Annotated in this window: 13 protein-coding genes; 5 read left to right on the top strand and 8 right to left on the bottom strand. The window is 62.6% G+C overall.

Features of this window, described 5'->3' with window-relative positions:
* Positions 1-184 precede the first annotated feature (184 nt).
* On the bottom strand, positions 185-895 hold the full coding sequence (locus tag HMPREF3166_RS04085) for a response regulator (protein WP_070487793.1): 711 nt from the start codon (positions 893-895) through the stop codon (positions 185-187).
* Positions 892-2139: a histidine kinase gene (locus tag HMPREF3166_RS04090; protein WP_070487794.1), complete on the bottom strand. Its 1248-nt coding sequence runs from the start codon at positions 2137-2139 to the stop codon at positions 892-894. Before HMPREF3166_RS04090 ends, HMPREF3166_RS04085 begins: the two co-directional genes overlap by 4 nt.
* A gap of 129 nt (positions 2140-2268) precedes the next feature.
* Here HMPREF3166_RS04090 and HMPREF3166_RS10185 point away from each other — a divergent pair, with 129 nt between their 5' ends.
* Positions 2269-2430 carry a hypothetical protein gene (locus HMPREF3166_RS10185; RefSeq protein WP_155271071.1) on the top strand — a complete coding sequence of 54 codons (162 nt, stop codon included), beginning with the start codon at positions 2269-2271 and terminating at the stop codon, positions 2428-2430.
* Here HMPREF3166_RS10185 and HMPREF3166_RS04095 read toward each other — a convergent pair whose 3' ends face one another.
* Positions 2431-4632 carry an acyl-CoA dehydrogenase family protein gene (locus tag HMPREF3166_RS04095; RefSeq protein ID WP_210383914.1) on the bottom strand — a complete coding sequence of 734 codons (2202 nt, stop codon included), beginning with the start codon at positions 4630-4632 and terminating at the stop codon, positions 2431-2433. It abuts the gene before it with no gap.
* 135 nt (positions 4633-4767) lie between these two features.
* Here HMPREF3166_RS04095 and HMPREF3166_RS04100 point away from each other — a divergent pair, with 135 nt between their 5' ends.
* Positions 4768-6135 carry an MFS transporter gene (locus HMPREF3166_RS04100; RefSeq protein WP_070487795.1) on the top strand — a complete coding sequence of 456 codons (1368 nt, stop codon included), beginning with the start codon at positions 4768-4770 and terminating at the stop codon, positions 6133-6135.
* Here the strand turns inward: HMPREF3166_RS04100 and HMPREF3166_RS04105 are convergent.
* The 3 genes from HMPREF3166_RS04105 to HMPREF3166_RS04115 all read right to left on the bottom strand — a co-directional run bounded on the left by HMPREF3166_RS04105 (position 6132) and on the right by HMPREF3166_RS04115 (position 10413).
* On the bottom strand, positions 6132-7451 hold the full coding sequence (locus HMPREF3166_RS04105) for a hypothetical protein (protein WP_070487796.1): 1320 nt from the start codon (positions 7449-7451) through the stop codon (positions 6132-6134). The genes HMPREF3166_RS04100 and HMPREF3166_RS04105 overlap by 4 nt on opposite strands.
* A 30-nt stretch (positions 7452-7481) precedes the next feature.
* Positions 7482-9062 (bottom strand): M1 family metallopeptidase, encoded by a 1581-nt coding sequence (locus HMPREF3166_RS04110; RefSeq protein WP_070487797.1) that lies wholly within the window; start codon positions 9060-9062, stop codon positions 7482-7484.
* A gap of 118 nt (positions 9063-9180) precedes the next feature.
* Positions 9181-10413 (bottom strand): alpha/beta hydrolase, encoded by a 1233-nt coding sequence (locus HMPREF3166_RS04115; protein ID WP_070487798.1) that lies wholly within the window; start codon positions 10411-10413, stop codon positions 9181-9183.
* Between the two features lie 356 nt (positions 10414-10769).
* Here HMPREF3166_RS04115 and lpdA point away from each other — a divergent pair, with 356 nt between their 5' ends.
* Together lpdA and HMPREF3166_RS04125 are read left to right on the top strand one after the other, a co-directional pair.
* Positions 10770-12200, top strand: coding sequence for a dihydrolipoyl dehydrogenase (gene lpdA, locus HMPREF3166_RS04120; protein ID WP_070487799.1), 1431 nt, complete (start codon positions 10770-10772; stop codon positions 12198-12200).
* Between the two features lie 186 nt (positions 12201-12386).
* Complete coding sequence (locus HMPREF3166_RS04125) at positions 12387-13490, top strand: hypothetical protein (RefSeq protein ID WP_246816922.1); 1104 nt, start codon at positions 12387-12389, stop codon at positions 13488-13490.
* An 18-nt stretch (positions 13491-13508) separates the two neighbouring features.
* On the opposite strand, the gene ramB is transcribed toward HMPREF3166_RS04125, so the two are convergent.
* Both ramB and aceA read right to left on the bottom strand, forming a co-directional pair.
* The gene (gene ramB / locus HMPREF3166_RS04130; protein WP_049048851.1) at positions 13509-15038 is read right to left on the bottom strand and encodes an acetate metabolism transcriptional regulator RamB; all 1530 of its coding nucleotides are present in this window, start codon (positions 15036-15038) and stop codon (positions 13509-13511) included.
* A gap of 183 nt (positions 15039-15221) precedes the next feature.
* Positions 15222-16517, bottom strand: a complete 1296-nt coding sequence (aceA, locus tag HMPREF3166_RS04135) for an isocitrate lyase (protein ID WP_035002935.1) — start codon at positions 16515-16517, stop codon at positions 15222-15224.
* 515 nt (positions 16518-17032) lie between these two features.
* Here aceA and HMPREF3166_RS04140 point away from each other — a divergent pair.
* A partial coding sequence (locus HMPREF3166_RS04140) for a malate synthase G (protein ID WP_083293813.1) occupies positions 17033-18348 on the top strand: 1316 nt, incomplete at its 3' end.

An 18348-nucleotide genomic window follows, 5' to 3' on the forward strand; every position in this document is an offset into this window, starting at 1 on the left:
GCGAGTTCGCGTGTGAACTGGCGGTATCTGAGGAGGTGGAGGGGGTAGAGCTCATTCCTTAAGAATACGGTGTGGCCAAATGCGCCTCCGCCTTGGACTAGTCTTGGACCGGCCTTGAACCAGACTCGGATCAGACTAGGCGCCACGGAACACCGGTCTTCATACCCCGCGTAAGAGTTTTAGGCTAGTACCCCGCGCGGATTGCGCTGATGGCTAGCCGCAGGCGCGAATCCACCCCGAAGCGCTTCATCAGCGAGGACACGTGCTTCTTCACGGTCGATTCCGCGTAGAGCGCCTCCTTCGCGATCTCCGCGTTGGAGTGCCCCTGGACTAGAAGTTGCAGGGTGGTGCGCTCGCCTTCCGGGATGCTTTCCGGGTCTGGCGCCGCGCCGGGTTGCTCTTGTTTATTTGGTGACGCCGACTTCCCCGCCTGCACAGCTGCCCCACCGACAGAGCGTTCGGGGATAAAGTCCACGAGGCGTGAAAGGCACTCGGGGGAGACGGCGGTGCCGCCGTTCATCGCGTCCCGGACGGCTTGGATGAATTGCACGGGGCGGGCGCTTTTGATGATGTACCCCGCCCCGCCGCTGGTGAGGATCTCCAGCATCGTTTCGTCGGTGTCCATGGAAGTCATGGCGACGAACACAGGGGGATTGTCCTGGGATTGCAGGGTGCGGAGTAGCTCGATTCCGCCGACCTCGGGCATGTGGATGTCCGCCAACACGAGGTCGAGGTCTCCCCCTAGTCGCTCGATCTGTTCGAGGGCGACGGCGCCGTTCTCGGCTTCGGCTACGATCTCAATGTCTTTGGCGACAGAGAAGTAGTGGCGGAGGGCGGTCAGCGCCCGGGCATCGTCATCGACAATGAGGATTCGTGTGGCAGGGGCGTTACTCATGGTGATACCGACTTTAGGCTGAGCCGCCAAAAAGTGCGCGAGCCGTAGGTTTCTTGTTCTGTCTTGACCGAGCCCTTGGTTCGCTTGGCCCAGCGCTGCAGGTTGGTCAGGCCGAGGTTGGAGGATAAGTCGGCGGGTAGAGCAGGGGAATCTGTACCGTTTCTTGCTACCTCGTTCCAGATACACAGCGAATGGACTTTTGGACGGTTTTCCACAGCAACCACAACGGGGCTGCCTGGAGCTGCGTATTTCACAATGTTGGTCGCGCCCTCCATCAGGAGTCGGTCTACCAGCATGCGCTGTCGCGGTTCCTTCGGGAGGAGTGTGGCACATTGGCTCTGGCTGATGGAATTGGCAGGCGTGGCAGCGGAGGGGTTTGCCAACCAGTCTTTTGCCGGAGAGCCCTGGGTGAAGACCACCCGAAAGCCATGGGGCTTGAGCCGCTCGGTGAAAGCCGATAGCGACTGGCCGCGAGACGGGGGCTTGCCATGCGATATTTTTTGTTCCGTTGACCGGAGAAGGTCGAGGAGTTTGCGGCTCTGCGCCATCGCCTCCCGACTGTTGCCGACGATGGTATGTAGGTCCTTACGCATGGCTTCACTGTCCAGCTGCGAATCGGGTTCCGCGTCTAGCTGTAGCTCCATCGTCTCCGCTTGCATGACCACAGAGGTCAAGGGGCCGGCCACGGAATCGTGGAGGGTTTCCGCCAGGTCCTGGCGGGTGCGTTCGAGGTCTGCTTCCCAGCTGTCGTTGAGGAAAGCGTTTCTGCGATCCAGGTAGCCGATGAGCCATCCTGCGCCGGCCCCAAGAAGGAGGAAGATCAGCCAGGCGAACACCGCTGAGGGGGCGAGGCTTTCCAGATAGTCTCGCGGGGAGGTGACTGTCGGGTCAAGGGTGCCCAGCACGAACGCGCTGAGCGTAACCGCGACGGTGAGAAGAAGTCTTCCCCCAAAGGCGATTACGCCACAGAAGAAGGGTGCAAGGAATACGAATGCGGGAAACTCATCTACTTGCAGCAGCATCGCAGCGCTGAAGGTGAGAAGGAAGAGCGCAGTTGCCCAGCGCGGATAACGCATGCCTAGCGCGGTGGCTAGGCAAAACCCAAGCGCCACAAGAACCAGGGCGATGGACAGGGCGTCGGGTGCGAGTGCGAGGTTGGAAGCAAAGGTCAGGGCACACAACGCAAACACCACGATCGGTGTTTTCGCGGATACGCCCTGCGATGCTTGTTCTTTGATGGCCACAGCTTCCTTCATGCTATCGGTAGGTGGGAGTCTACTTTCGTACCGTGTTTCCCAGATGCCCTTTCCGGGAGCTTCCTTTGCCAGCACCATGGATGGCGTAAGCACCTCACAACGGAAAGGACACAGAACATGGCTTCTTACACAGAGAAAGAATGGACCTACCCCATGGTTGGCTCTACGTTTGGCGTGGCCACCGGTGTTGCGATGGCTAACCCGCTGGTAGGCGCGGCGCTAGCCATTATCTTTAGCTTTGCCGGTTATGCCATCGCGCAGTCCGAAGAGGCCGAGTAACTACTCCGCCTGCCCCGCGGCGGGGTCCGACTCGTACTTGGGGACCATCGCCTCGTAGCCCTCCATCAGCTTCAGGTCCGTGATGTGGTCCGGGATGCCGAAGGCGTCCACCAGCGTCTGCGACCAGGGCCCCAGGGAATCCACCAGGTCGTTCAGCGCGGCGCGGGCGGCCTTGGTGCGGGTACCCGTCAGCAGGTTCTGCTCCAGGTACCAGCTGGCGTTATCCACGATGCAGCTGAGGAAGTACACCAGGCGCACCTGCTCCAGCACGCGCTGCGCGTCTTCTGAATCCAGCTTGGACTCGGCCTCCACGAAGGCCTCGAAGATGATGCGATCGACGTGTGCCCAGCCGACGGCCAGCAGGTGATCCTGCGCGCGATCGACTACCTTCGCCGCTTCGTCCACATCCATCTTGCGGGCGGGGCGCAGGCGGCGGGCGAGGGAGCGCATCAGGCGGTCCTCCCGCTCGCTCAGCAGGTTGATCTGGTAGGCCGGGTCGAACAGCGAGGTCTCCTCGGAGTCGCTGAACGTATCCACCAGGTTCTGGATCAGCGCGTCCGCGGCGGTGCGGCGGCGCAGCAGGTTGCCGAAGCTATCCAGGCCGAAGCGCACCATCTCCATCGGGTTCAGGCCGCCGAGCTCCTTGGCGAAGCCCGTCATCAGCTCCTTCGCTGCCAGTTGCATCATCACTACGTTGTCGCCCTCGAAGGTGGTGAACACATCCGAGTCGGCCTTCAACGTGGTCAGCAGGTTCTCCGCCATGTAGCCCGCGCCGCCGCAGGCCTCGCGGGCCTCCTGGATCGTGTCGGTGGCGTGCGCGGTGTTGGCGGCCTTCAGCGCTGCGGCGTGTGCCTCAACTTCTCGCTGGTCGGCCTGCTGTTCCTTGGTGTATTCGGTCGGTTCCACGCCCCGCTGGTCCAGCTCGTGCACGCGCGCGATCAGCTTGTTCGTGGCGAACTGCAGGCCGTAGGCGCGGGCCACGCGCGGGATGAGGCGCAGGCGGTGCCAACGGTGCTCGATCAGGCGGTTTTCGGGTAGCGAATCGTCGGGAGCGAATTGACGCCGCAGGTTCGCGTACGTCACAGCGATGTCTAGCGCGGTGCGGGCGGCCGCGCCTGCGGCAGCTCCCACGGTCACGCGCCCGCGCACCAAGGCTCCGAGCATCGTGAAGAAGCGGCGGTTCGGGTTTTCAATGGGGGAGGTGTAGTTGCCGGCCTCGTCCACGTCGGCGAAGCGGTTCAGCAGTGCCTCGCGGGGCACGCGGTGGTTATCGAAGCTGATGGTGCCGTTGTCCACACCCTTCAGCCCGCCCTTGTGGCCGTGGTCGCCGATGCGCACGCCGTCGATGGGGGAGCCGTCGTCTTCGCGGATGCGCACCAGCAGGCAGTGCACGCCCTGCGATTCAGCCTGCGCGTCGTCGTCAGCCTCGGTCGCCGAGTCGTCGTCAGCCTCGGTCGCGTTCTTAGTGTCAGGAACAATGAGCTGCGCAAACACTGCCGCCCAACGGCCATCGCGCGCTGCGTTGCCGATGAACCACTTCTCGGCAGAGGCGGTGGGGGAGTTGATGATGAACTCCTGCGTCTCCGCGTCGTAGGTCGCAGTGGTCTCCAGCTGCTGCACGTCGGAGCCGTGTCCGCGCTCGGTCATGGCGAAGCAGCCGAGAGCTTCGAGGTTCATCAGCTTCCCCACCATCTCCTGGTGGCGTTCGGTTCCCAGGTTGCCGACGGCGCCGCCGAACAGGCCCCACTGCACTCCGGACTTCACCATGAGCGACAGGTCGGCATGCCCCAGCATCTCGATGGAGGTCAGGCAGCGGCCGGTTTCGCCCGTGCCGCCCTGGTCGGCGCGGAAGGCGTGGTTTGGCATGCCGGATTCGAGCACACGCTGCAGGTGCTCGGTGGTGCGGGCGCGGGACTGCTCGAGGTCCAGGTCGGTGCGTGGCAGGATGTCTGGGTCTGCCAGCAGGCTGCGGGTTTCCTCGCGTGCTTCTGGGAAGTCGCCGTCGAGGACGGTCTGTAGAGCCTTTGCTATTGACGCCTGCGTCTCAGCGGTTGGAGCCGTGGACAAGGTCTTGGGCGCCGACGTGGAGCGGCGGAGTTTGTTTCCAGACTTGTCAGCAATTCCATCGGCTGGGCTCGATGTGACCGAGCTATCAGTCGTTGCGGTGTTTTCGGTCGTGTTCTCGGAATTGTTTGGTGACATGAAATTAAGGATACGCAAGAGTGTGATCCGCAACTCGAAAATTTGCTAATAAATCTATGACTAAATCATCGGACAAAGCGTGGTAGCTGCAGCGTTGCGTTGGTGGTCTCCTATCGGGTGACTAGGCTTGCCCTTATGGCCGAGGACACATTTGACGAGAATCACCGGGAAGTGGATACGCCCGAGCAGAACGAGCAGAACGCGCAAAACGAGGCAAGCGGGCAGATTAAGCAGAGCAACGCCGTACGCAGCCGCAAGGTAGCGCCTTCCACTCGCGGGGCGAAGGCCCGCGCGGAGAAGAAGTACTGGATGTTGGTTGCTTTCGCCGTGTTGGCGGTCGCCTACGCGGGCAACGAGTTCACCCCGATGATGGTCTTCTACCGGGGTGAAAACGTCTTTGGCTCCGTCTTCGTCGATGCCCTCCTGGCCTGCTACGCCGCCGGCATCGCGGCGGGCCTGCTGCTGTGCGGGCCGCTTTCGGACCGCTACGGCCGCCGCGTCGTCATGCTTCCCGCCCCAATCATCAGCCTTGTCGGTAGTGTTCTCATCGCCGCCGGTGAAATGAATGAGCCACTGATCTTCACCGGTCGTCTGCTCAGCGGCTTTGCCGTCGGCATTGTGATGACCGCAGGCGGTGCGTGGATCAAGGAGCTTTCCACCCCGACGTTCGACCCCAGCGCGCAGGAGGGTTCCGGCGCCCGCCGTGCAACCATGTCTCTGACCTTGGGATTCGCCGTCGGTGCTGCCCTGGCGGGCGTGCTGGCGGAGTGGGGTCCCGCACCGGGCCAGACCCCCTACATCCTCAGCATCCTGCTGTGCGCCGTGTCCATGATCGGCATCCTCGGCGTGCCGGAGACCCGCCAGAACGCGCACCTCAAGATGGAGGGCTCTTTCTGGTCGGACCTCAAGGTGCCCTCCCTGCGGCACCCGCGCTTCCTCACCGCCGTGATTCCGATCGCCCCGTGGGTTTTCGGTTGCGCGGGCGTGGCCTATGCGATCATGCCGAGCTTGGCGCAGGATCAGGTTCCCTATCCCATCGCCTTCTCGGCCGGCATCACAGCCATCGCGCTGGCCTGTGGCTTTGGCATCCAGCAGGTTTCCGCCAAGTACATCAACCCGAATAACTCGCAGGCCCAGCAGATCGGCCTGGTGCTGGTGATTATCGGCATGGTCGTTGCTGCCTGGACCGCTCACGTCGGCTCGCTGGCCGGAACGGTCGCCGTCGGCCTCATCCTGGGCACCGGCTATGGTGTATGCCTGATCACCGGCCTGACGGAGGTGCAGCGCATCGCCAGCGCCGACGACCTCGGCGGGCTCACTGCCTTCTTCTACACGATCACCTACATCGGATTCTTTTTCCCGATGATCTTGTCGCGCCTGAAGGATTGGTTCACCTACACCGAGATGTTGGGCTTCGGTGCGGTGGTTGCCTTCATCGGTCTTATTGTGGTGACGCTGACTTCCAAGAAGTTCATTCCCACCCCGGAGCAGCAGCGGAACTAGGCTTCGGTTTTCTTTGCTCGGCCGGGAGCTCGGGTGGTGCTCTGGGTAGTGCTCTGGGCGGCAAGCGCGAGCACGCCCAGCTGCACTGCAGCACCCACACTCGGGCCGACTGCCAGCGCCCAGATGGCGCGCGTATCGGGGGAGTAGTCCAGCATGAGCACAGCCGTCGACAGGACAATCGCAATCAGCCACCCGGCGGTGTAGAGGTTGTGTCGATCCGCCGCGAGCGCTGCCGAGCCGCTAATCATCAGGATGGCCGTAGCCCCGGATACGAGTGTGAGCCAGCCGAGGGTGGCGGGGGAGGAGATCACGGCGGCGTCAAAAAATAGCCCCATCAGTGGCGCGGCGAGGAAGTAGGCGGCAATACCTCCGATGGCCGCGACGGCTCCCACCGCGGCGATGGGCAGCGCGGCGGCGCGCAGGACGCGCTCGCGGTGTTTCGTGAAGTGCACGATCAGCGCAGGCTGGAAGCGCTGGAGGGGCACCAGGATCGGCGCGCGCGTGAGCGTGATGGCGGTGATGGTGGCGGCGAGCGCACCGGGGCCGACGTCTGCACCCGAGGTGTAGCGCAGCAGCACGCTGAAGCCGGTGATCATCACGGCGTTCGCACCCGAGGCGACCATCGCTTTGACCGTGCGCGAGAGGAATGGGCGGGTGGGCACGTCCGCCCGGTCGCGCAGGGTGGCTCTAGCAGCGGGGGAGCAGGCGAGGATCAGTAGCCAGGTGGCCGCGCCGATCACCGTGACGAAAAGAAAGGCCAGCAGCTGCCAGCCCAGAGCCCACGCGACGACGGCCAGCGCCAGCCTCACTCCGGAATCGATGGCCATCAACCAGGCGAAAATCGGCCACGAGTGGTTGGCAGACAGCAGGCCGCAGACCGTCGCTTGGAACGCATAGCAGGCCAGGCCGACGGCTATGAGAACCAGCCCCCACCCGGTCAGGTCGGGCACGAGCTGGCCGATCCACAGCGGTCCAGTGACGAGCGCTATCAGACCGATAGCCAGGGCGATGTAGCTCGTCAGGGCGAACGGGCGCGGGGTGCCTGCCCGCGCAGTGTTCGCCAGCGCAGTGTCAGCCCGCAACGTGCCAGCCTGCGCAGTGTCAGTCTGCGGGGCGCCCACCACTGCGCGCCGGGTGGAGACGGCCCGGGCTGTCTCCTGCATCAGCCCGTCCAGCACTCCCGTCATCGCGAAGAACAGCGACCAGTAGACCATGAAGTCTTCGTACCCGGCGGTGGTCAGCCCCTTGCTGGCAACCCAAATCACCAGGTAACCGGCGATGGCCACGAAGATTGTGGCGAGCGATATGGCGCGCATTAGTTAACCCGTCCGACGGCCCAGGAAGGGCTAGTCTTGCAGCCTCTCGCCGAGCTCGCCGAGCCGCTGCCCAACGCGCTTCAGCGCATCCACGGCACGCGCCGGCCCGGAAGCATCGACCATTTCCGCGGCGGGGCCCGCGGGAAGATCGCGTAGCTGCTCCTCGCTGAGCTCGATGCCCTCGTCGCCTGGGAAGTCGGGCAGTTCTTGGTGACGCAACCAGCGGTCGAACAGCCCCTGCACCTCACTTCGGGCCACACCGTTTTCCTCGGCGACGGTGCTTGCTAGGTTCTCCAGGTCGCGCGTTTCCACCAACCCCATGCGGTGCTGCGTGGTCCAGCGCTTAACCATGTCGAAGAACGCCTCGTCACCCAGTAGCACGCGCAGGGCGTGGACGGTCACACCTCCGCGCTTGTACAGCCGGTCGTCGAACATATCTTCCGCACCGGGGTCGATCAGCAGGATGTCCTGTGGCTTCTCCGCGAGCGCCTGATGGTGCGCCCATGCATGGTGGGAGGCGGGGATGCCTTGTGACTTTTCGAACCACAGCCACTCGGAATAGCAGGCGAAGCCCTCGTTGAGCCAAATATCCCGCCACTCGACCAGGCCGACGGAGTTGCCGAACCACTGGTGGGATAGCTCGTGGGCGATCAGGCGCTCCCAGGTGTGCTTGCCATCGGCATGATTGCAGCCAAACATGCTCATGCCCTGGGCTTCCAGGGGAATCTCCATCTCCTCGTCCGTGACCACCACGGAGTATTCCGGAAAGGGGTAAGAGCCGAAGAGCTCCGAGTAGACTTCGACCATCTCCGTCTGCTGGCCGAAATCCTCGTTGACCAGCTCACGGACCCGCTTGGCGTGCTCCGTGCCTTCGGGGAGCCAGCCGAATACCGGGACGGTCTTGCGGCCGAGCTCAGCGCTGCGGAAATCGACCCGCCTAAAGGGACCGACGTACACTGCGGCCAGGTAGGTGGCCATCGGATAGTTGGTTTCAAACACCCGGGTGGTGTTGTTGCCCTTGCTGTACTGCTCCACCAGGGTGCCGTGGGCGATGGCGGTGACGTCCCGGTGGGCGGTGATGGCCACGCGGAACATCGCCTTTTCGTCCGGCGTATCGTCGCAGGGGAGCCAGCTGGGGGCGCCATTGGGCTGGCCTGCCACCAGGGCTCCGTCATCGGTTTCCTCCCAGCCGACCTCGCCCCACTTGGAGCGCAGCGGGCGCGGGTAGCCGCCGTATTTGATGGTCAGGTCGAAGGACTGATCCTCGGCAATCTCCTCTGCGAAAGTGATCGAAAGCTTGTTGCCGTTGTGCCGGAAGCGACGGATCTTCATCGCGTCGTTGTTGGCAGCCGCCCCGTGGCCGGTGACCTCCACGCGGTTGACAGCGAGATTGTTGGCCAGGTCTAACGTCATGGTTTTCAACGGACGGTAGTTCTCGACCGCCAGGCGGGCCACGCCGCGCAGGTGGTTGGGTTCAACGTCGTAGTCCAGCTGCAGGTCGTAGCGCAGTACGTGGAACCCGAGGTTGAAGTCCACGCCCGTGTAGGCATCCCGAGCTCCGGCGATGGGGGAGCTGCGAAAAGGACGAGGCTGCTGTTGGGATTGCTTCATGTAAGGCACACTACTATCTGCATAGGACAACCCCCGCCACGGAGGTGGTCTGTGGCGGGGGAAGTGTTGTTTTATCTGGTTGTGTTGTTATCTGGCGCTGCGTGAGAGCGCCTGAGAACTAGCGGGAGCCCGCGGTGGAACCCTCCCAGAAGTCCTCCGGGGAGATCGGCTTGGTTGGCTCCAGCGGCGGGCGCTTGACGTCGGTGCCCAGACCGGCAACCAGGTCGCCCCAGTAGCCGCGCAGGTCATCCTGCCAGTAGCCCCACTGGTGGGTGCCGGCCGGGCGGAAGTTGTACTTCACCGGAATGCCCAGCGAGTTGGTCTTACGAGCCAGGTCGCGGGTGCAGGCGTTGGTGGCGCCCTCGATGACGGCGCCTTCGAAGATCACCGGAGCTGCGGAGGACAGCTGGCCGTTCACGCGCTCGGACCATGGCATGTCGTGCTCGCCGGGGAACCCAGAGCTGGTGGAAACGTAGATGTTCTTCTGGCCACGCAGCTTCTCAGCGTTGATCAGAGCATCGTTGTCGCGAGCAACCTCACCGTTGACAGGACCCCACATCTTGGTGAAGTCCGTGCCACCGCGGTTCAGAACCAGGTTGATGAACTGCGGGGTCAGACCCGTGGTGGTTGCAGCGCAGCCGGAGAAGGAACCGACGGAGTCGTAGAAGCCCGGGTGGTGCTGCGCGTACAGCAGGGAGGTGGTGCCGGTCATGGACATGCCGGCGATCGCGCGCTTGTCGTTAGCCTTCAGCGCCGGCTCGATGGCCTGCGGCAGCTCGCGGGTCAGGAAGGTCTCCCACTTCTGCGGCCCCTTGATCGCTGGAGTGTTCGGCTCGGTGATCCAGTCGGTGTAGTAGGAGTATGCACCGCTCATGGGGATCACGATGTTGGCGCCAATGCCGGGGCTGACGGTGCCCTTGTTGGCGTCCTCGTTGCCGCCGTAGTAAGTGACGATGTCGGTCTGGCGGAGCCAGTTGGCGATGCCTTCGCCACCGTCTGCGCCGTTCAGCATGTACAGGGTCGGGGCGTTGTCACGCTTTGCCTTGTCCTTCGGCTGGATGACGACCAGCGGGATGTGGCGCTTCATCGACGGGGAGTACGCGGAGACTTCCTGCACGTTGTCGAAGCCCTGGTTGTTCCAGTACTTGATGTTCTTACGCCACGTGGTGGAATCCTCCGGCTGGTTCGGAGTCGTGGAGTTCATTTTCAGCGTTGCCGGCGCGATGCCGTCTGCCTTCTGGGTGGCGGAGACGCTAGCGGCTTGGGTGGCCGGTGCGGTGACCGCAACGGTTGCGAACGGGGCGATCGCAGCCGTGGCAGCGGCGAGAGTGCGGACGATGCTTCGCTTCATAGAATTGATCCTTCTGTGGGCACGCTGGGGAAACGTCAGTAACTCTCGCCCGGGGCGTGAGGTACTCAGTCGAATGTGTGAAAAAGACCTGCAGGGTGTTTTCGGTGGATATTCGGGGAATATTCAAGAAATCCACAGCAAATCTCTAAGGACACAGGAGACTTTACCTAATCTGCGGGAATTTTGGGAACCCAAAGGAGGAAAAACTTTCTCCATTAAACCCAAAAGCGGGTACAAAGTGGGGACGTGCGCCTAAGGGGAGGCGGGTGGCGTCAATAAGAAAGAGAAAGGGCGGGACCAAGAGCAAGACGAGCCCGACAAACACGAGCGACAAACATTAAGTACCCTTGGGACTTGTGGCTAAAGAACATTTTGACGTAGTAGTACTCGGAGCAGGCCCTGGCGGATACGTGGCGGCGATTCGCGCCGCTCAGTTGGGTCTGAAGACCGCCGTTATCGAAAAGCAGTACTGGGGCGGCGTATGCCTCAACGTGGGCTGCATCCCCTCTAAGGCGCTGATCCGCAACGCCGAACTTGCGCACACCATCACCAAGGAAGCCAAGACCTACGGCATTACCGGCGACAACATCTCGATGGACTTCAAGGTCGCGCACCAGCGCTCCCGCAAGGTCTCGGGCAACATCGTCAAGGGCGTGCACTACCTGATGAAGAAGAACAAGATTCAGGAGATCCACGGCCGCGGCAACTTTGTAGACGACAAGACCATCGAGGTCTCCGACGGCGACGATGCAGGCAAGACCATCACCTTCGACAACTGCATCATCGCCACCGGTTCCGTTGTTAAGTCCCTGCCGGGCGTAGAGCTGGGCGGCAACATCGTCTCCTACGAAGAGCAGATCCTGGACGAGAACAAGCCGGACTCCATGGTCATCATCGGCGCTGGCGCCATCGGCATGGAATTCGCCTACGTGCTGTCCAACTTCGGTGTGGACATCACCGTCGTTGAGTTCATGGATCGCGTCCTGCCGAACGAGGACAAGGACGTCTCCAAGGAAATCGCTCGCGCATACAAGAAGCTGGGCGTGACCCTGAAGACCGGTCACAAGACCACCGCCGTCCGCGACCTGGGCGAAGGCAAGGGCGTGGAGGTGGACATCGAGTCCGCCGACGGCTCCAAGACTGAGACCCTGAAGGCAGACCGCGTGATGGTCTCCATCGGCTTCGCTCCCCGCGTGGAGGGCTTCGGCCTGGAGAACACCGGCGTGAAGCTGACCGAGCGCGGTGCAATCGACATCGACGACGAGATGCGCACCAGCGTTCCGCACATCTACGCCATTGGCGATGTCACTGCCAAGCTGCAGCTGGCACACGTCGCCGAAGCACAGGGCGTGGTTGCCGCTGAGATCATCGCAGGCGAGGAGACCGAGCTGCTCGGCGACTACCAGATGATGCCGCGCGCCACCTTCTGCTTCCCGCAGGTCGCATCCTTCGGCTACACCGAGGAAGCAGCCAAGAAGAAGGCAGAGGAGGAAGGCCGCGAGGTGAAGGTCGCCACCTTCCCCTACACCGCCAACGGCAAGGCACAGGGCCTGGGCCACGCGGTGGGCTTTGTGAAGCTGGTGGCAGACGCTGAGTACGGCGAGCTGCTGGGCGCCCACATGGTCGGCCCGGACGTCTCCGAACTGCTGCCGGAGCTGACCCTGGCGCAGCGCTTCGACCTGACGGCCGAGGAGATCTCCCGCAACGTTCACACGCACCCGACCCTGTCGGAGGCCATGAAGGAGGCCGCCCACGGCATCGCCGGCGGCCACATGATCAACCTCTAGTTGGGTTCATCGGCTCACTGGCCGGCCCGCGCCTGTACCGGAAGCTTCTCCCGGAAGCTCCCCTCCCGGAAGGCGCGGGCCGGTTTTGCGTTAAGCAGCCAGCATTTCCCTGTTAAGGCGCAGGTAGAGTAGGATTTCGAGCAAATCCCTCCGAATCCCTCCCCCTGCCACGATTGGTGCCCAGACTTGCCAGAGAAGATTGGCTTGCTGGCAGACCGAGGACTGCCAGCGGTGCGCGTACGCGCCATGCTGCAACAGCTAGCTAAGGCCTCGGAGAATCACGTCTCCGGGACCAAACCCATCCTCGAATTCCGCACCGGAACGCTGCCGATGGACGAGTTCGGCAACGTCCGGCTCGCTGACACCGCCCCCGGAATCCTGCGCGACTACGGCTGGGACCGCCTGGTGTACATCACCGACCTGCCGCTGACCACCCGCAGGCCGGTAATCAGCCAGACCGTCGAGCAGGGCAAGGCCACCATGCTGTGCCTGCCCGCCTTCGGCCTGCTGCGCGCCAAGGAGGGGCTGCGGCAGGAGCTGTCGCGCTTGGTCTGCGGCAAGCACGCCGGAGCCGGCCAGCGCGAAAAGGGCGTAGACGAGATCGAGGGCGGCGACGTAGAGGCCGATACCACCCGCGTGCTTGAAGGCCGCGGACGAACCCTGCGCTTGCTGCTGGGGATGATCCGCGGCAACCGCCCCGGCCAGTTGATCAAGGTGCTCTCTAGCTGCCTGGCCACAGGAGTGGCCACCGGCGGCTTCGGCATCTTCTACGGTTCGGTGTGGGAGATGTCCTACCTGATCAGCTCGTGGCGGCAGATTATGATTACCGTCTTGTCCATCACCCTGCTGACCTTCTGGTTGATCTACAAAAACGGCCTGTGGAACGGGGGCTATAGCCGCAAGCCGGAACCGTCCGTGTTGAGCGTCGGCGCCGATGCGACCTCCACACAGGCTTCCTCCGACAGCGTGGAGTGGTGGCGCGCCCGGATGGATAACCTGGCCACCACCGGCACGGTACTGATCTCCGCGACAGGCGTGTATGCCCTGATCTACCTGACGATGCTGCTGGTCAGCGCCGCCGTTGTGCCGGTGCCCTTCTTCGAAAGCCGAGTGAACTCCACTATCACGCCGCTGGATTATTTGACGCTGGCATGGTTTGCGGCGTCACTAGGCACCCTCGGCGGGGCCCTCGGCTCGAGCTTCGATACCGACGAATCGGTGCGCGAGGCCACATATAACCGCCGAGAGCTACAGCGCAGGCAGATCGTCGGGCTTTTCGACGGCGACTAGCGCTAGTTGGGGCACAAGCTAGTAGGGCGACACACTCGAACGGTGCGGGTCGATCTCCAACGAGCGGTGGATCGGCGGGAACGCGCGCTGCGGGCAGTTATCGCGCGGGCACAGCCGACAACCGGAGCCGATCGGCACTGCCGCGGACGTGTCCTCTAGGTCCAACCCGTCCGAATACACCGTCCGGTCGGCGTGCCGCAGCTCGCAGCCCAACCCGATGGCGAACATCTTCCCCGGCTGGCCCCATGCCGCACGGTGGTGGTTCACGGTGCGCGCGATCCACAGGTAGGTTCTCCCGTCTGGCATCTGCGCGATCTGCCGCATGATCTTGCCCGGATAGCTAAACGTCTCATACACATTCCACAGCGGGCACGTGCCGCCGGAGTTGGAAAGGTGCAGGCCCGTCGCCGACTGGCGCTTGGACATGTTGCCCGCACGGTCCACGCGCACGAAGGTCCAGGGCACCCCGCGCAGGCTGGGGCGCTGCAGGCTGGAGAGGCGGTGGCAGACCGTCTCGTAGCCCACGCCGTATTCGCGCATAAGGAACTCGAGGTCGTAGCGCGATTCCTCCGCGGAGCTGTGGAATTGCCGGTAGGGCAGTAGCAGTGCTGCGGCATAGTAGCTGGCCAGGCCGCGCCGGGCGAGCGCGCGGGATTCCTCGGACTGGAAGTGCCCCAGCTCCACCAGCGAGTTGATGGTCGTGCCCGCCTCCAGGAACGCCAGTTCGGTGGCCAGTCGGAATGCGATCTGCCCGGGGCGCATCTTCGCCGACACGTGGAGAGTCTTTCGCTTTGGGTCGAACTTGTGCTGCGTATCGCCCAGGTCGCGCGAGTAAATCACCTGCACTTGGTGCACCTGTTGTAGCCGTTCGGCGATGATCTGTTCTGTGTGGTGTATCTGGTTCGCCCCGATGTTTATTTTGGACGCCAACTTCTCCGCCGCTACATCCAGAACATCGATATAGTTCTGCCGGGCGTAGAAGAAATCGCGGACCTCCTCGTGCGGCATGGAGAACGCCTCTGGCCCGGAGGCCCGGCCGAAGAGCTCACCCTTGGGAGTGATGGAGAGGATGGCGGAGCCCTGCACACGCTCCTCTGTGAGCAGCGAGAGGGTGTCCGAGACATTCCGGTAGCGGGAGTGGAGATCCACGAAGGCGCGGGCCAGGTCCGGGTGGTTCTTCACCAGTGCTGCGAGCTCGGTGACGTCCGCCGGGGTGGGGCTGATCTCCGGGTCCAGGGTGACGTCCTGGACTTCCGCCAGTAGGCGGGTGGAGTCTTGGTCGGCGAAGAAGGTTGGGTCGATGCCGAAGGCGGCGGTGATGCGCTCCAACACGGCGGCGGTCAGCGGGCGCCCGTCGTGCTCGATCTGGTTCACGTAGCTGGCAGAGAGGTCCAGGATCTCGGCGAGGCGGGCCTGGGAGATTCCGCGTTCCTTGCGTAGTTGGCGAAGGCGGGAGCCGACGAAGGGGCGTTCGGTGTTGCTTTCAGGGGCGCGTTCGGGTCTGCGTTCAGATGTGGGTTCAGATGTGCGTTCAGTCGGTTTTCCCATGGTGTTCACCAGTATATTCGGTGGCTTTGGGGCATTGGCGAAGTTGCCATCGGCTTCATCCGTAGTAACTGCTTGTCAGAAAAGAGAAAGAGCCCGGCCAGCACTTTCGTGCTGACCGGGCTTAAGTAGTGTGCGGGCTTTTCAGCTCGCGCAGCTAGTTCCTAGCGCTTGGAAGCAAGCGGCTTAGTGGAACTGGCCCTCCTCGGTGGAGCCCTTCAGGGCGGTGGTGGAGGAGTTCGGGTCGACGGTGGTGGCGATCTTGTCGAAGTAGCCAGCACCGACCTCGCGCTGGTGCTTCACAGCGGTGAAGCCGCGCTCCTTGGCGGAAGCGAACTCGCGGTTCTGCAGCTCCACGAAAGCGGTCATCTGGTTGCGGGCGTAGCCGTAAGCCAGGTCGAACATGGAGTGGTTCAGAGCGTGGAAGCCAGCCAGGGTGATGAACTGGAACTTGAAGCCCATTGCGCCCAGCTCGTTCTGGAACTTGGCGATGGTGTCGTCGTCCAGGTGTGCAGACCAGTTGAAGGACGGGGAGCAGTTGTAAGCCAGCAGCTGGTCCGGGTACTCGGAGCGAACAGCCTCAGCGAACTTCTTAGCCAGCTCCAGGTCCGGGGTGCCGGTCTCCATCCAGATCAGGTCAGCGTACGGAGCGTATGCCTTCGCACGGGCGATGCAGGGCTCGATGCCGTTCTGCACGTTGTAGAAGCCCTCAGCGGTGCGGCCGCCGGTCAGGAACGGCTTGTCGCGGTCGTCAACGTCGGAGGTCAGCAGGGTAGCGGCCTCAGCGTCGGTACGAGCGACAACCAGGGTCGGGGTGTTGGCAACGTCAGCTGCCAGACGTGCGGAGTTCAGGGTACGGATGTGCTGCTGGGTCGGGATCAGGACCTTGCCGCCCAGGTGGCCACACTTCTTCTCGGAGGCCAGCTGGTCCTCCCAGTGGGTACCTGCAGCGCCGGCCTTGATCATGGCCTTCTGCAGCTCGTAAACGTTCAGTGCGCCGCCGAAGCCAGCCTCGCCGTCGGCAACGATCGGAACCAGCCAGTTGTCAACGGAGGTGTCGCCCTCAACGCGAGCGATCTCGTCTGCGCGGGACAGCGCGTTGTTGATGCGCTGAACGACGGACGGAACGGAGTTCGCCGGGTACAGGGACTGGTCGGGGTAGGTGTGGCCGGACAGGTTAGCGTCACCTGCAACCTGCCAACCGGACAGGTAAACAGCCTTCAGGCCTGCGCGGACCTGCTGAACGGCCTGGTTACCGGTCAGGGCGCCCAGGGCGTTGATGTAGGAGTCGTCACCCTTGTTGACTGCTTCCCACAGGATCTCAGCGCCGCGGCGTGCCAGGGTGTGCTCTTCAACAACGGTGCCCTGCAGCTCTGCGACCTGCTCTGCGGTGTAATCGCGCTCGACGTGAGCCCAGCGGGGGTTCTCGTCCCAGTCCTTCTGGATTTCTTCAGCGGTACGTGCCTTGCCGACGTTCGACATGTAGGGGGTCACTTCCTTACTCATTAAGGGGAGAGTTATGTCTTGGTCCCTGCCCGGGGGTTCCTGGCGGGGGGACACCGAGCCGCATATTCGAGAACCTCGACAGCACTTTCCAGTGCAGCCTAGGTGAAGTCTGCGTTCCGTGTCTCTACCTACGAGAGTACCAACCTAAATAACCACGTCAATGCCGGTCAGGCGGATATTTCTGTGTGGGGGTGACTCCCTTTTTTGTGAATGTTGTAAAGTTTTCCTCCACGCTGTTTCTAAGTGACGCCTTAACGTCAGAACGTGATGTGGCTCTCTTGCTGCGCTTATAGGTGTGGTGCGCCACGGGTTCACTCGTGGCGTCAAAAAGAAAGAGAAGCGCTACCTTGCCCGATAGTCCCCTTCGGTGGGGGTGGGAAAAGTGCGATCTATGACCAACTTCATACCGATCGTGAGGGAACTCACCTAGTCTTTGAGGATAGAGACCTTTAAATAGGTAAATCGATTGATATGTGAGGAGCCACGTCACTATGACCCAGACCGAGCGCGTAACGGCCGGCGGCCTTCAGGTTGCCAAGACTCTCTACGACTTTGTTAACACTGAGGTACTTCCCGTTATCGGCAAGGATTCCGCCGAGGAGCAGGAGAAGTTCTGGGATGGCTTCGGCAAGATCGTCGAGGAGTACACCCCGCGTAACCGTGAGCTGCTGAACACTCGCGACGAGCTGCAGAAGAAGATGGACGCCTGGTACGAGGAGCACAAGGGTGCTCAGGATCCGGAGGAGTACAAGGCCTTCCTGAAGGAGATCGGCTACCTGGTCGACGAACCGGGCGACTTCGAGATTACGACCCAGAACATCGACCCGGAGGTCGGCACGACCGGCGGTCCGCAGCTGGTGGTGCCGATCCTGAACGCCCGCTTCGCACTAAACGCAGCGAATGCCCGCTGGGGTTCCCTGTACGATGCCCTCTACGGCACCGATGCGATCTCTGAGGAGAACGGTCAGGAGAAGGGCACTGGTTACAACAAGGTTCGTGGTGACAAGGTCATCGAGTGGGGCCGTGAGTTCCTGGATCGCGTTGTGCCGCTGGAGTCTGGCTCCCACAAGGACGTCACCAAGTACGCTGTCGAGTCCGGCCAGCTGACCGCCACCGTCGACGGTAATGATGTGCACCTGCGCAACCCGGAGGTCTACGCGGGCTTCGGCGGTGACAAGGCCAACCCGACTGACATCCTGCTGTACAACAATGGCCTGTACATCGACATTCAGATCGACCCGGAGTCCCCGATCGGCAAGACCGACAAGGCCGGTGTGAAGGACCTGAACCTCGAATCCGCAGTCTCCACCATCATGGACTTCGAGGACTCCGTCGCCGCCGTCGACGCAACCGACAAGACCCTGGGCTACCGCAACTGGCTGGGTCTGAACACCGGCAACCTCACTGAGGAAGTGGAGAAGGGCGGCAAGACCTTCACCCGTAAGCTCAACGAGGATCGTGTGTTTACCTCCCGTGATGGTCAGGAGCTGCGTCTGCACGGTCGTTCCCTGCTGTTCGTGCGTAATGTTGGCCACCTGATGCAGAACCCGGCGATCCTGGATCAGAATGGTGAGGAGATTTTCGAGGGCATCATGGATGCCGTTATTACTTCGGCTGCTGCGATCCCGGGTCTGGATGAGAACAACCCGCTGCGTAACTCCCGTAATGGTTCGATCTACATTGTGAAGCCGAAGCAGCACGGCCCGGAGGAGGTTGCGTTCACCAACGACCTGTTCGGTGCGGTGGAGGATCTGTTGGGTCTGGAGCGGTTCACCCTGAAGGTTGGTGTGATGGACGAGGAGCGTCG

The organism is Corynebacterium sp. HMSC08A12 (assembly GCF_001807485.1).
Lineage (GTDB): Bacteria > Actinomycetota > Actinomycetes > Mycobacteriales > Mycobacteriaceae > Corynebacterium > Corynebacterium evansiae.

What these genes read in the sequence shown, in the direction of transcription:
- HMPREF3166_RS04085 (WP_070487793.1), bottom strand. Translation starts at nt 895, where the DNA reads ATGAGTAACGCCCCTGCCACACGAATCCTCATTGTCGATGACGATGCC.
- HMPREF3166_RS10185 (WP_155271071.1), top strand. Translation starts at nt 2,269, where the DNA reads ATGGCTTCTTACACAGAGAAAGAATGGACCTACCCCATGGTTGGCTCT.
- HMPREF3166_RS04095 (WP_210383914.1), bottom strand. Translation starts at nt 4,632, where the DNA reads ATGTCACCAAACAATTCCGAGAACACGACCGAAAACACCGCAACGACT.
- HMPREF3166_RS04100 (WP_070487795.1), top strand. Translation starts at nt 4,768, where the DNA reads ATGGCCGAGGACACATTTGACGAGAATCACCGGGAAGTGGATACGCCC.
- HMPREF3166_RS04105 (WP_070487796.1), bottom strand. Translation starts at nt 7,451, where the DNA reads ATGCGCGCCATATCGCTCGCCACAATCTTCGTGGCCATCGCCGGTTAC.
- HMPREF3166_RS04110 (WP_070487797.1), bottom strand. Translation starts at nt 9,062, where the DNA reads ATGAAGCAATCCCAACAGCAGCCTCGTCCTTTTCGCAGCTCCCCCATC.
- HMPREF3166_RS04115 (WP_070487798.1), bottom strand. Translation starts at nt 10,413, where the DNA reads ATGAAGCGAAGCATCGTCCGCACTCTCGCCGCTGCCACGGCTGCGATC.
- ramB (WP_049048851.1), bottom strand. Translation starts at nt 15,038, where the DNA reads ATGGGAAAACCGACTGAACGCACATCTGAACCCACATCTGAACGCAGA.
- aceA (WP_035002935.1), bottom strand. Translation starts at nt 16,517, where the DNA reads ATGTCGAACGTCGGCAAGGCACGTACCGCTGAAGAAATCCAGAAGGAC.